General features: G+C 47.9%; 7 protein-coding genes. 4 read left to right on the top strand and 3 right to left on the bottom strand.

Annotated elements, in window-relative coordinates; translation table 11 throughout:
- Position 1: 1 nt before the first annotated feature.
- Together AUMI_RS05915 and AUMI_RS05910 are read left to right on the top strand one after the other, a co-directional pair.
- Positions 2-6,430: a DEAD/DEAH box helicase gene (locus tag AUMI_RS05915; protein WP_096382413.1), complete on the top strand. Its 6,429-nt coding sequence runs from the start codon at positions 2-4 to the stop codon at positions 6,428-6,430.
- Complete coding sequence (locus AUMI_RS05910) at positions 6,430-8,634, top strand: 3'-5' exonuclease (protein WP_096382411.1); 2,205 nt, start codon at positions 6,430-6,432, stop codon at positions 8,632-8,634. The genes AUMI_RS05915 and AUMI_RS05910 overlap by 1 nt, the downstream gene beginning before the upstream one ends.
- Positions 8,635-8,647: 13 nt before the next feature.
- Here the strand turns inward: AUMI_RS05910 and AUMI_RS05905 are convergent, their stop codons facing one another.
- Positions 8,648-10,006 (bottom strand): DEAD/DEAH box helicase, encoded by a 1,359-nt coding sequence (locus AUMI_RS05905; protein ID WP_096382408.1) that lies wholly within the window; start codon positions 10,004-10,006, stop codon positions 8,648-8,650.
- A 70-nt stretch (positions 10,007-10,076) separates the two neighbouring features.
- On the bottom strand, positions 10,077-10,550 hold the full coding sequence (locus AUMI_RS05900) for an NYN domain-containing protein (RefSeq protein WP_096382406.1): 474 nt from the start codon (positions 10,548-10,550) through the stop codon (positions 10,077-10,079).
- Positions 10,551-10,749: 199 nt separating this feature from the next.
- Here AUMI_RS05900 and AUMI_RS05895 point away from each other — a divergent pair, with 199 nt between their 5' ends.
- Positions 10,750-12,555 (top strand): DUF262 domain-containing protein, encoded by a 1,806-nt coding sequence (locus tag AUMI_RS05895; protein ID WP_096382403.1) that lies wholly within the window; start codon positions 10,750-10,752, stop codon positions 12,553-12,555.
- Between the two features lie 139 nt (positions 12,556-12,694).
- On the opposite strand, the gene AUMI_RS08265 is transcribed toward AUMI_RS05895, so the two are convergent.
- Positions 12,695-14,068 carry a protein kinase domain-containing protein gene (locus tag AUMI_RS08265; RefSeq protein WP_096382401.1) on the bottom strand — a complete coding sequence of 458 codons (1,374 nt, stop codon included), beginning with the start codon at positions 14,066-14,068 and terminating at the stop codon, positions 12,695-12,697.
- A 311-nt stretch (positions 14,069-14,379) separates the two neighbouring features.
- Here AUMI_RS08265 and AUMI_RS05885 point away from each other — a divergent pair, with 311 nt between their 5' ends.
- Entirely contained in the window at positions 14,380-14,628 is a 249-nt protein-coding gene (locus tag AUMI_RS05885) for a hypothetical protein (protein WP_096382398.1), read from the top strand.
- Positions 14,629-14,797: the final 169 nt, after the last annotated feature.

Below are 14,797 nucleotides of genomic sequence, written 5' to 3'. Positions count from 1 at the left end.
CTTGAGTGAACTTATTCCGTCACTCCAGTCAATTGACATCCGAGATGGTCTTGTTGACTACCTTTCAACAACTTTCGCACTAGCAGACCCTGATGCCCGTGAAGCCCTGGATTCTTTCCTAAAGAATCCAACCGATGGTATTTTCAAAGGACCCTATGTCCGACTTCGCCTTCCGTTTAAAGCAGCCGAAACCGGTTGGAGAGACACTCTCGACTGGTACGAAGGTTTCCCTCCATATGGGCACCAAGCTGAGGCCTTCAAGCGTCTCAGCAGCCACAATTTGAGTGAAGATAAAACTAGACCTCTGCCCACCCTTGTAACCACCGGTACTGGTTCAGGTAAGACTGAAGCCTTTCTTTACCCCATTCTTGATCACGTCTTACGTGCCAAGAAAGCAGGTGTTGGGGGAGTCAAAGCCCTGATTTTGTACCCCATGAATGCTCTGGTCAATGACCAGTCACGTCGTCTTTCTGAGCTGATTACGAACTCTAAAGAACTAGGTGGGGTTCGTGCTGGTGTATTTATCGGTGAGAAGGGTGCAAATCGCACCAAGGTCACCGCAGATGGTTTGATCACAGATCGTGATGCAATCCGAGTCGATCCACCAGATATTCTCCTCACCAACTACAAAATGTTAGACCGGATGTTGCTGCGCCCTGCTGATCAAAAGATCTGGAAGCAAAGTGCAACGAGCCTTCAATACCTCGTCGTGGATGAATTCCACTCGTATGACGGTGCTCAAGGTACTGACGTGGCAATGCTGCTGCGTCGCCTTGGTCTAGCACTCAAGCGCTATTGGCCAGACGAGTCTGATCTCATCACCGAAGAGATGCGGGCTCGTCCACTTGGAATGATTACCCCTGTTGCTACTTCTGCAACCCTGGGTGACAAGGGTGACCCTTCGGTCATGATCTCTTTCGCGGAGACTGTTTTTGGTGAAACTTTTGATTCCGAAAGCGTGATCACGGAGACCCGTGAATCACTTGAGGACTGGGTGGGGGAAGCCCTCCAAAGCGTCAGTGAATTAGGCGTTACGCCGCAGTTGGTAGACGCCTCACTCATCCGCATATTGACTGAGGCTGTGGCTGGCCCTTTCGGCCAGATTAGAGATTCAGAAGAACTGACCAGCATCGTTCTTTCTGCCTTGTATGGGAACACACCAGAAGTTGTCGAACTTGTGACGTCCGGTGCTCCTTCAACCCTTCTCTTGCTTGCCAAAGCGCACCCGTTCATTCAGCAGCTCATTCTGCGCGCTGAAGAAGCCGTCAGCTTGACTGATTTAGCAGAAGGGTTGTTCCCTGCAGGTCTCGCTGTGGACCAGAGTTATGAGCAACGTGATGCGCTTCGCATGACATTCTTGGTCTCAGTACTAGCTGCAATGAGCCACATCCGAGCAATCAAGGGTAGAGAAGCGATCACCGTTGATTTCCATCTTTGGGTGAGGGCGCTCAACCGAATAGATAGAACTGCAACTTCTGAAGTCACATTTCGTTGGGCTGATGATGGGGGAATCTCTTTCAGCGGTGATGCAGAAGAAGGAGAAGCCCTCAATGCGGCAACCTTCCCTGCTATTTATTGCCGCCACTGTGGTCGCAGCGGTTGGGGAATTCAACTCGCTCCTGCGGGATTCGACCTCGATAATTCAGACACTGATATTCGCCGCCATAAAGCAACTAAAGAAGGCCGTTTCAGAGCACTTATTTATGCCCCCATTGAGTTTGATCGCCACAAACAGGACTTAGCATCCGGCAAACCTCCGACTGAGGGAATGCATTTATTCAATGTTGCACAGCGCAGTATTCAAGCACTGACATTTGACACTGTAGAAGGCCTGGAAGATGGTTCACTTCCTGTCCTTACCCTGGCTGGTCAAGATGCTGACGACCAGTCACAGAAGGATCTGTGCCCCAACTGTCAGCAATCAGACGGCATTAGATTCCTCGGTAGTGCAATTGCCACCATGCTCTCCGTAAGCACTACGACAATATTCTCTGATCCGAACTTGAACAGCGAGGAAAAGAAGGCTCTTGTCTTCACCGATAGTGTTCAGGACGCAGCTCACCGAGCGGGTTTCATTCAGAGTCGTTCACATGTTTTCAGTCTGAGAAACGCGATACGCGAAGCTATCCCTCGCGGCGAGATCTCCATTGAAGATTTGGCAGAAGTCATTCTTGCTAACGCCAACGATCCATTCCGTAGATATCGTTTGCTTGCTCCCGAAATCGTTGAGCGGCCTGAATTCAAACCTTATTGGGAAACCAAAACAGGGAAGCCAGTTCCTGCCCCTGTTCTTCGCAGAGTTAAGCGCCGTATCCAGTTTGATTTGGCCATGGAGTTCGGCCTGCAATCCAGACTTGGTAGAACGCTTGAACTCACAGGTAGTGCTGCAGCTCAGGTAGATGCCGGCGCTAAATCAAGCTTGGAATCATTTGGCCGGGCAGCTGTAAAGGACTTTGAAACTGCCGGACATCTTGGTTCGGATGGCAAGGTTGATGCTGATGTTCTCGTCCACTGGGTCCGCGGTGTTTTAGAACACATGCGCGTTCGAGGTTCCATTGAACACGAATGGTTCAACAAATACCTTTCCAATAATGGTGAACGCTGGTGGATTTCCGGAGGTCGGCCACGATCAGTCGGGATGCCTGCATTCCCGTTTGGTCGTGATGCACCGGGTAACCCACGATTTGGTTCTGCCCCTGCTGGCTCTCGGGAGTCAGGCCTTGACCCTGCTGGTTCTTCTAAGGGTTGGTATGCGAAATGGGCTTCCAAGAATCTTGGGGTGACTCCAGCTGATGGAGCAAAGCTCACACGTCAATTGCTTGAGGAACTAGAAAAGCGTGACGTCATATCATCCGTCACGATTGGTGCTGCTGGGAATGCAGGAGCGATCACATATCAAATCAGCCCTAGCCGTGTGGTAGTCAGAGAGATTTCTGACCAGGCTTTACTAGCCGGTAAAAACCTACTTGTGTGTGACACCTGTCAGAGTCCAGTACCTGGAACTGAGCAGGTTGTAGATGAATTAGAAAACTCACCCTGCACGAGTGTGCGTTGTACCGGAACTCTTCTGCGCGCACCAGGTGAGCCAGATAACTATTACCGGACCCTGTATAACGATGGACAGATTCGCCGCGTTGTCGCGCGAGAACACACGGGTCTTTTAGAAGACAAACTGCGCCTTGAATATGAAAACGGCTTTAAGCAATCGATCGAGTCACCTGATGCGCCGAACGTTCTGGTTGCTACACCCACCCTCGAAATGGGTATTGATATCGGTGACCTCTCCACGGTCTTTTTGGCTGGATTGCCTAAGAATGTTTCTTCATACCTCCAACGCGTGGGTCGTGCAGGACGTTTGACAGGTAACTCACTTTCTCTGGCATATGTTCTTGGCCGCGGGGAACAGTTGCCCAAGCTTGGGGATCCTCTCTCTGTCATTAACGGCGAAGTTCGCCCACCGGCTACCTACATCAACGCAAATGAGATCCTTCAGCGACAATTCATTGCATCCGTAGTCGACCGAATGGCCTTCGAGGGAAAGAACGACAAGTTCCAAGAGGCTCGAGATGTTCTGGCGAGTACAGAATCCGACTCATTTATTGGGTTGGTGATTGACACTGTTGAGTCCGATGTCGAGGGTACTGTCCAAGCTTTCCTCGATGGTTTTGATGGGCTTTCAGAAGAATCTAAGGATTCCCTTATCGCATGGGCAGAGCCGACTGCTGGAACTCAGTCAAGTCAGTTGGCAATCTCACTTATTTCTGCTTCTCAACATTGGACGGCAGAGGGAGAAACCCTCAAGATTCGCAAAAAGATCATTAGTGATTCATTAGATGAACTCAAAGTCAAGGCAGAGCACCCCCTAGCAACTGATGACGATAAATCAGCATTAAAGAGCGCAAACGCTTCCTACAAACTGGTAGTTCACCAACAAGATGTTCTGAACTCTGAATTCTGGATCAGTTCATTGGAGCGCTTTGGTGTTCTGCCCAACTACACGCTTCTTGACGACAATGTCCGCTTAGATGTTGGTTTGAGCTGGACTGATCCTGACACCAATGAAACGGTCTATAGCAACACTTCCTATGACCGTTCTGCAGGCATTGCTATTCGCGAACTCGCACCTGGCGCAACTTTCTATGCCCAAGGTGTCGAGATTGAAATCGATGCGGTTGATTTGGGCAACGGTGGAGCCAAGGTTCAGAAGTGGAACTTCTGTCCCTCATGTGGTTTTGCTAGAGATGTCGCCGTAGATGCTGCTGCGTTACAAACCAACTGTCCTCGATGTGGAAGCAAGGGGATTACTGATGCGAACCAAATCCTCGATGTCTTGGAGCTTGAAACTGTTTCCGCAGAAGTCCGCAAGGAAGAATCAGCGATTAGTGACGGCCGAGATGAACGCCACAAAGAGTATTTTGACGTTCAGATAGCTGCTGATGTTGATCAATCCAAAATCGAACGTCAGTGGTTTGTTGAGGGCACCTCTTTCGGGGCGAAACTTCTGAACGATATGACGATCAGATGGGTTAACCTCGGGAAAACTGCAGGTTTTGGCTCACCACGATTTGTTTCCGGCGGCGAATACAGTGCACCTCTTTTTAGAGTCTGTGAAGTCTGCGGAAAGCTGGATCAAAAGGGTAACGTCAATTCTTACAAAGAACACCGTGCCTGGTGCATTAACCGCGAGGCTGCTGAAGAGCACACTGTCCAGCTTGCGTTGACTCGTACGCTCAAGACGCAGGGGCTGGTATTGAGGTTGCCACCATCTGTTGTCCTGGGTGATGGACTCGCAATCCCAAGCTTGTCTGCAGCAATACAACTCGGGCTCCGGGAACTCATTGGTGGTAATCCTGATCACCTCAGGCTCGCAACGATCGTTGAACCCGTCTTTACCGACGGCAGCGAAAACAACACAGCAATTCTGATTCACGATGCCGTGCCTGGCGGCACAGGTTATCTCACTGACCTAGCAAGCCCCGAACAAATCCACGACGTGCTTTCTAGGGCATGGAAGGTTGTTCGTGATTGCGCCTGCAAATTTGAAGGGCGTTCTTCGTGCCATCGTTGCCTGCTGCCTTTCGCCCCTGGCGGAAGCGTAGATTCTGTCTCACGCGCTGTGGCAGAGCGTCACTTAGCCAAGCTATTAGGAGTTACCGAATCAGGTGAGCTTCCTGAATGGGAAATCACTGAGACGGATCCTGGTAATCAAGATCCTGAATCCATGCTGGAACAGTGGTTCAGGAAAGTTTTCAAAGAGCGCATCACCAAACTTGGAGCTGCACTCAAAGAAATTCCTGGTCCCTGGGGAAACAAGATTCAATTCACAATTCCCGGTAACAAATTTGTTTGGGAGCTAGCACCCCAAGTTCACGTCGGTATCACCCGTCCTGACTTTATTCTTCGAAGCCAAAACGGCGGGGTCAAGCCACTTGCAATATACACAGATGGCTATGCCTATCACGCCTCACCAGCCATCAACAGAATTGCTGATGACGCAAAAAAACGCAGATATCTCAAGGGCGAGGATTATGAAGTTCTCGTACTTACTTGGGATGATCTTCGCCGTGCAAGTGAGGGTGAAAAAGAGCCAGCTCTTGATTGGTTCAATCGCGCTGCGGTTGCACCCTTTGTCCCTCTATTAGGTCTCTCCCCGGCTGCGCTTGATCATGTAGTTGCGAATCCAATTGATCAACTTATGGATTGGATCTCTGATCCCAATAGTGCGTTGGATAAGTGGAAGAGCGTCGCCGCTGCGATACCCTTCTTCCTCACCGTTGCTAAACCCAACTACTTTGCCGCAGTTTCATCTACTGAAGAACTCATCGCGAAGGCAATATCGTTTATCGATAAAGACGGAGTTGAAGTATCAGAAGAGAAAAGTACTTGGGCAATACTCAACGGACCACTCGTCGTAGTGTCACGTCACAGGCCTGAAGCTGGTAGCACTGCAACCGAAGTAGCCCTCATACTTGATGATCGGATCAAGGCTGTTTCTGCTCCGCATTTCAAAGATGCATGGCAGCAATGGTTGAAGTTTGGAAACTTATTAAGTCCACGTGAACTTTCAGATGGTGCTCACATTCTTGCGTTGAGCGACTCAGGAACTTCTCCTAAAACTTCACCAATAACCCTTCCTGCGACCAGCGAAAATATTCCGAACCAATGGGCGCCTCTTTTTGAAAATGCATCAAGTGCAGAAAAGACGTTGTTAGTGGAGCTATCAGCGTTGGCGGGTATTCCCCTTCCTGAATTAGGTCTCGAGATCGGTGACGGAATACCTGTCAATCTTGCATGGTCCGAATTTAAGGTGGCAGTTCTCCTCGAGCCACTTGCTGATGATGTTTCAGATTTACAATCTTTGGGTTGGCGGGTTGTTAGCCCAAACGCTGAAGACATTTTGGATGCTCTCTCTGCAGGAAGTGAAAAGTAATGCCTAACATTCAGCTGAGCAAGCTTAAAAACCAGAATCATGAAGGGCCAGTGCGGGCAAAAATTCTCACTTTTCTTCAAAAGCTCGCGGAAGACGACACAACTCCTGGGTTGCACATTGAAAAGATGCAACAACAGGCAGATCCCAAGGCTAGGACGGGTCGAGTAGATCAGTCACTTCGTGCTGTCCTGTATCGGATTGACCGCGCAGGTGAAGAGCGTCTATATGTTTACGCCGGTACATGGGCACATGACGAAGCAATTCGTCGCGCTCAAACGCTTGTCCTCCAGGTCAACCCAATTAATGGAATACCTGAATTTGTTGAGTCGGCGCCTACCGGTATTCCTTCCTATGTCCCTCAAACCGTAACGCCAATTGTTGAAGATCCAACTTCTGATGTGCCTCTCCAGCCTTTCTTGAAGCAATTTGGCTTCAGTCATGCGGATCTCACAGAATCACTTGGCTTTGATGCCTCTGCTGCTGAAGCATTGCTCCATGCCACGAGTGAGGATGAATTACTTTCCTTAGCTGAATCTTTTGAGAACGAGTGGCAAGTAAACGCAGCACTTGCTCTGGCAGTTGGCGAACCGATCGACAAGATTCGTGAAGATCTCGCGATCGGAGAGAAGCCCGAACCGGGTGATGATGCTTTTGTTGCTGCATTTGAGCACCCTGCTTCCAAGATGCAGTTCACTTTCATTGATAACGATCAGGAACTCAAAAACATTATTGAAGGCGGAGATTTCGGAGCATGGAGAGTGTTCCTTCATCCTGAACAACGCTCCTACGCTGAGAAGTCATATAACGGCCCATTCCGTCTCACTGGCGGTGCTGGCACGGGTAAAACAGTTGTGCTCCTCCACAGAGCACGGAATCTTCATCACCGCGATTTCAAAAAGAGAATAATTCTGACGACCTTCACTAAGGCTCTTGCAAGTGCACTCACACGTGATTTAGAGCGCCTTGACCCAACCGTCTCTCTCGCGAGTTCCTTGGGTAAAGAAGGGGTACTTGTTCGCGGTATAGATCAGTTAGCCGCTGAAATTCGCGACTCGAACCCTGAACTCTTCTGGAAATCAGCAGAGAACGTTTTTGGAGCAGCCACGGAGCCTCGGTCAAAGTTAGTTTCAAACGAAACGGGCTGGAGAGAAGCGATCGAGGACTCGGACACAGTTCTTCCTGCAGAGCTACAGAGCCCAACTTTCTATGAAACCGAGTATCTCCAAGTAGTTCTGCCGGCTCGAATTACAAAGCTCGATGAGTATTTGCAGGTTCGCCGGCCGGGTCGCGGAGTAGCTTTAGACAGAACTAAACGGACTCTTGTTTGGAAAATAATCGAGTCTCACAGGAAGGCTTCGTCGCACCTAGGCAGGATAAATTTTGCCGAAGTTTCCGCAGTAGCTGTTTCAGTTCTTCAGAATGGATCAGCAGTTTCCGTTGCTGATTCAGTTCTCGTTGATGAGGCCCAAGACCTTTCCCCAATTCATTGGCAGCTGTTAAGGGCACTCGCCCCCGAAGGGCAGGATGATCTATTCATCGCCGAAGATTCTCATCAGAGAATTTATGGGCAGAAGGTAGTTCTCTCTCGTTTTGGAATCCGGATTACTGGACGATCGAAGCGTCTCACTCTCAACTACAGAACAACCCAACAGAACCTTCACTTTGCACTCGGGGTTCTCGAGGGTGTCCAGTATTTAGACAGTGAAGAGGCTGAAGAGACAACGCACGGATATAAATCTTCTCGACGCGGACCCACTCCAGAGCTCCTTGCTTCACAAACAGAAGTTGATCAATTCGAGCAAATTGCTGCCCTCATTAAAACGTGGATTGATGGAGGAGTTCCGCAGCAAGATATAGCTGTGCTGTGCCGGTCCAACACTAAACGAGATCAATTACGGGCCCAACTAAATGATCGTGGAGTTCCTACTGTCGTTCTCGAACCTGGTGAGTCTGCCGCTAAGAAACCTGTCTTGATGACGATGTATAAATCGAAGGGAATGGAATTCTCAAGGGTCATTCTTTTTGATGTGTCCGCCGGTTCAATTCCAAACCCGGTTGGGCTACAAAATACGGCGCCAGAAGACTTGGATGACTTTTTACTCCGCGAACGCTCACTGCTGTATGTGGCAGCAAGCAGAGCCCGTGATGAGTTGGTAATTAGCTGGCAGGGATACCCCTCTGAATTGCTGGGTGCAGTGGTCTAACTGAACCAGTCTTTTATAACTCCAGAGTTGAATCTGTTTCTATCCATTTCTTAATTAGTTCAGTGTTATTCCCCATCAAATACTCAACATGTTTGGCATGCTCTTCAACTTCAGCTAAGAATCCCTCATGCCCACCACCGTCAATGGGGTCTTCTGAAGTTCCCTTGACATAGGTTATGAGAATCTTGGCAGCTCTAGGTGGAGACTTCTTCCTAATCACACGACCCATGCGCTGGATCATTTGGCGTTTGCTTTTGCTTGCGGCAATCACGATTGCTAGTTCAGCTTCCGGAACATCGATACCCTCATCAAGTATTCGAGGAGTGCAAATGACTTTCAGCTTTCCGGAACCAAATTCCTTGAGACGAGCTTCTCTATCTTGTTGCTTATCATCACCTGTCAAAGGCATTGCTGTGGTTGCTTGTGCAGCAATCCATGCCAGCCTTCGGGCACTCTCTTTTGTTTCAGTGAAAATCAAAGTGCCACTCGATTCATTGAGGGAATCTCTGATACCTGCAAGGAGCTCTTCTTTACCAGATGCCTCAGCCATAATGCTTCGACGATGTGCGAATCCTTCAACATACTGACGGCAGTAATAAGACTCTGTGTCACGTGAGTGGTCTTTAATCTTTGTTTGCACCTGCGCAAAGAACTCTGGCCATTCAGCTGGATAGAAGCAATTCTTAACGAGATAGCGCTTTGCCTTACGACATTTTTCTGTTTCAAGGTCATATTCATGTTGTTCATGTGGTGTGAATTCTGTAGCTACTAATGCCAGATTGAAAGGCGCAACAACGTCGTCTCGAAGTGCGGGACCGTAGCCATAGGTGTAGATGACCCCATCAAAAAAGGGGTTCAAGTATTGCTCAACACCATCATCTTGTTGTCTTTCATAAGTTCCCGACAGCGCAAGTTTGCGGTTGTAGCTGCTACTTAGCGCATTTTTGAACTGGGACGATCCATACCTATGTGCTTCATCCGCAACAAGTAATGCCAAGCTTTTTGGTTTTGGCTGATTCTTGCAGGCAGTTTGAACTGTACTTACGAGAACGTTGTAGGAGTTGAAATCGTCATGCCTGCCACCTGTGAGTTTGCCGATTCGGGCCCTCGGAAGAGCCTTTTCCAAATTACGATGCCATTGTTCTAGAAGTGCTGAAGTGGGAACTAAAACTAGTGCGCAACCGCCTTCTGCAAGAACTTGCCTGATTGCGGCAACCCCAACGAGAGATTTGCCAGTGCCAGTAATTGCTTCGATAACACCATGGTTATTGTTTTCTTCCCAATGCCAAAGTGCTTCCTTTTGCCACTGGCGTAGCTCAGGGCCTACATAATCGCCATTTCGGCCAATATCTTCCCACTGATAAAGATCCACAGTCCCCCCGCGTGTATTTCACAATACTGACTACTTGACAGTCCTTCTAAGTGTTAATTGAAAGAAATTTCTATGCTGCCAAACTGAAGTCTTCAGCCGAGTAAAGCTCAATATCATTGCAAGCAGATTGAAGAAGCACGCTCACAAATACTGCACGTGCAAAGACCTTGACCTTTACACCCAAGTTTTGCAGTGCTTCTGCTGCCTCGGCAAAAATGTGGTCGCCAGAAGCGATGACAACTTTGTCATAGCGCTTCTCGACATTTTCTTCGTAGGCAATCTGAAGTAATGCCCTGTCAGCACCGTCCTGTCCTGGTAGCCAAACCGTGCGAGCGCCTGGCCAACCGAACGCTGACTCAAGCAGGTTCTGGGAACTGCTTGATGCGACAACAATGTGTGCATCTGCAGGAACATTGTTCGCTTCAAGATAGAAGGTGCAAAAGCGAGAAATATCTGCAGATTTGACCTGACCTGTGCCGAGCTCATTTTCAATATCGATGAGGTGTAGTTCGCGATTTGCTGTGTTGATGTGACGAATATTCATCTAGATTCCCCTCCGGTTGATGTTGTGACATCAACTTACTTAGAGCCACGGACATTCTGATCTGCGCCCCAAAATATCCACCCATTACATATGCTGACTTCCTAATTTCACAGTTAGATTAGTTTTGGGGAATAGATCTTTGAAAAGGTCGCTCCGAGAAGGTGGTCAATCCACCGAGCTAGGCCAGGAGGCAATTCAAATGATCAAATCTGTGTCACAAACTCCTTTGTATGCGCTGTTGAGTGCCGATAACAACATCATTTATGACATCCCCCCTTACCAAAGAGAGTATTCGTGGGGAAAAGATCAATGGGACGCTCTTTTTGATGACTTACTCGAAGAGGATTCAGATTCTGGCCACTTTCTCGGGACGATTATTTGCGTAAATAAAACGCAGGATGCTGCCGCCCAGACAGTTCTTGAATTGGTTGATGGCCAGCAACGAATGACTACTTTGTCCCTGTTCCTGCTAGCTCTCTACAAGGAACTTTCTGCTCGAAATGAACTTTTAGATGAAGATCAAAAATCTGATCTTACAAATCTTAGAAGGATGTTGTGCCTAAAGGATCCAACTCGTCAAAGACTTCAACTACAAAAACAAAACTGTAATTCCGATGATTACGTTTCACTCTTGGTCGAGGCAGGTTTTGAGCTTCAGAAACCAAAAGTTACCTATGTTGGAGTCAGAAGGATATCCAAAGCTCTCGTCCACTTCGGCAAACGAATTGGGTCTCATCTCGAGGCAACACCAGGTAGTGAAGTTTCAGAGTTACTTTCTCTATACGGGAGAGTAAAGCGTTCCATTTTGGTCAAACTTGAAGTCGAGAACCACTCTGATGCTTTCGTGTTATTTGAATCTCTGAACAATCGTGGTTTGCCACTTACTCCTATTGACCTCATCAAGACATCTTTGCTTTCTGTGGCTGATAAAGGCTCAGATATTTCAGTGGAAAACGCCTATGAGGCATGGTCCGGCTGGCTTGAAGCACTTGGAGATGATTATGGAAGCCAGGAACGATTCTTTAGACAGTTCTACAACGCCTTCAAAAATGATTGGGACCTCGCTGTTCAAGGAGTCTCAATTGCTACTAGGTCTAAGCTCATCAGGGTTTATGAAGAGCTACTCAAAGGCGATCTAAAGCAATTCATTTCCAGGATGGAAATTGCAACTTCTGCGTATGGTCGAATTCTAGGAAATAGAGAAGAAGGAAAAAAGCCTCAAGCTCTCGATGATTTGCTTTTGGATCTTTCGCGAGCTCAGGGCGCACCAGCACATATGTTGTTGCTGTTTTTGCTTGTGAACGACGCACGGCTGGGTCTTTCCACGAATGACTTGGAAGAAATAACTAAGTTATTGACCAATTTTTCTGTTCGAAGAAATCTCACAAACACTCCGCCTACCTATGATTTAGATCGTATCTTCATGTCGATCATCGACCGAGTGTCAAACCTCGAAACTTCTGTTGAAGTCCTCTCAACGATTAGAGAAGAGTTGAAAGCTGTATCTGCTTCAGATGATGTTTTCGCTACTCAATTGAGGGGCCCTGTTTATGACGACAACTCTGCAGCGACTCGTTTCGTTCTCGTAGCTCTAGCTAAAGAATCCATGACCAAAGAATCTTTGGTCGATCTATGGGCAAAAGAGGCCGTTGGCCAAAACAAAGAACAATTCGTCTGGACTATCGAGCACATCCTTCCTCAAGGCGAGAATCTTCCTAAATCTTGGATAGCGATGCTTGGGGGCAAAGAAGAGGCAGCTTCAATTCAACGAAGTTGTGTCCACAATCTGGGTAACTTAACCATCACTGGTTTCAACGGAACTCTGGGAAACAAATCTTTCGAAGAAAAGAAAGAGCGAAAAGATCAGGCAGGCAGGCCAGTCGGTTATCGAAATGGCCTCGCTTTGAACGCAGATCTACTTGAAGTTTCAAGCTGGTCCAAGGAGCAGATTGATACACGTACCAATGTGTTAGTCGAAAGAGCCCTAGCTAGATTCACGCTATAGGATGAAAATAATTTAGTTTCACTTGAACCATTTCGGCGCTACCTATTGCCGATTTTGTTGCGTATTTCTGAGCTAATTCCCTTTTGCAGTCCAATAGGATTCTGCGTATTTTCAATACTTCGAAAAGACGTTCTGCGGTTTAGCTCCTCGGAGAAACCTGGGAGAACACGTTCAAGGCAATCCACAAACCAACCAGGATAGGAACACTCCAGATTTTCACAAACTTGCTGTGCTTTTCATAGTCGAGAAGTTCCCTATCCCACTTATCTCTGGTCTTGTTGAGCATCAACATAATCACATCGACGAGTACCCAAATTCCATATCCACCGAACGTAAGGAGTTTCAGGACTCCCGTCCAGATCTTTCCTAGATAAAAACGGTCTACTCCAAAGAAACCAAGGAACATCGCAAATGCCCATACGGTGATGAAGTTACGTTGCGCTGGGGGAGTCTTCGCGACGTAGTCATTTATTGCGTTGACCTGTGAGGCAACACCTTCAACGTTTCGTTTGACCTTCTCTGCTTTTGCTTTTCCGGGAACTCTGAAGTTTGCAGGAGCTGTGCCTTTTCGCGAGGATCCTTGTGGCAAGTGGCGCTGCACAGTGGCCAAGTGCTGTGCTGCAGTGCCTCGTAGAGCAGGGTTCACAGCTAACATCGGTTCGATTATCGACTTTTGCAGGGGAGTAAGCCCCTCAAGCCTGGGTGCCTCCGACATTTTCTTTGCTAGCCAGGCAACATGAAATATTCTCTCTGGTGGTACTTGCTTCGCTAGCTGGGGGTTAGCCTTAACGAAGTTTTCAACTTCCGTTTTGGTCGGTGCTTCCCAGGGAAGTTTTTGTGTAGCAGCAAATGCAAGCGTAACTCCAGCTGCAAATAGATCCACAGGATATTGAAGAAGAGATGGGTCACTGCCGTCCTGTTGCTCAGGAGCACCATATGCCGGAGTTGATGCAAACAGTTCATCTCCCGGATCATCAATATCGACAAAAGACGCTAATCCGAAGTCCACAAGGATGGTTCGTCTGGAGAAGCGCGCAATATTTCCTGGCTTGACGTCTCGGTGAATGATCTCTTTCTCGTGAATTGCCTGAAGGGCCGACAAAAGATCGTGAGAAAGCTCCAACCATTCCGTGTCATTCAAAGCACCGTGCTGGTTGAGTTCATCTTGAAGGTTTCCACCCTCAATGAACTCCATAGCAAACCACATCAGTTCAACCGGTGTTTCACCATTGTTGAACAGGGCAACACCGCTGTCTAAAACGGAGGGGACGTAGGGGCTGTTGAGTTTACTGAGGACATTGAACTCGTGTTTGAAAGTTGCTTCCAGGTCTTTTTTGCCATGTGTTTCTGGTGACATGACCTTAATGGCGGCTATGCGCTTGGTGTTATTGATGTCGTTTTTCTCAGCTTTGAAAACGACACCGAAAGCGCCACTGCCTAACTTGTGCTTGAGCGTCCAACTACCAAGATGTCCTTGATTGAGAAGCCACTTATCAAATGACATGCTCGCCATTACTCCCCCGCCTTAATCCTGTATCAAGCATAAGTTCAAAAACAAAATTCACGTTATGGAATAGTTCTTTTCTTCGATCCAGGGATTCAAAAATCGCGCCACGAAGATGAGGCCATTAAGTAGGAATTCCTCAAAGCCATTTTCAGACAGCCGTAGCTTGGATATGCTTGCTCTAAAACACTTTGAAGTCTTGGGGGAATTCATTGTTTTGCAGTAATTGCGGAACCCAAATAAGCGGTGCCTTTTGTTCCCAATGTGGGGCACCCTCTTCGTCTGTTCCTCAAACTGTTCAAGCTTCAGAAGAGCAGGTAGTGATTGCTCAGATTCTTATTTACGTTAAGGATCACTGGTCTGAGGATTTTGAAGAATTCCTTGAAGAAATTCCTGATGCACTTGAAGTGGCACGTGCACTCAATGACAATCCAACAAGTGCTGTTACAGCTTCTCAATTGAATTTGATTGAAATGACGTTTGGTGAATTTATCTCCGGCGGTGGATTTCCCCGTGGTACCAGATTTAGTTCTCTTGAGGAATTTATTGAAGAAATGGACGAGGGATAGAAATTGCCAGCAACATACATTTCAGCAGCAGAGGAATCTCTTGTCGAACTAGCTGAGCAGCCAGAACTTGGCTCTACAAGTTGGGCGTGCACAAACACTCTGGTCTTCAGTCACCTAATCCCGGCCAGAAGGTTTGCCGAAGCACGACTGTGGTGCAAGGACCTAATCC

The organism is Aurantimicrobium minutum (genome assembly GCF_002355535.1).
GTDB classification, from domain to species: domain Bacteria; phylum Actinomycetota; class Actinomycetes; order Actinomycetales; family Microbacteriaceae; genus Aurantimicrobium; species Aurantimicrobium minutum.
The sequence above is the reverse complement of the archived record's forward strand: the minus strand, read 5'-3'. Positions and strand labels throughout refer to the sequence as shown.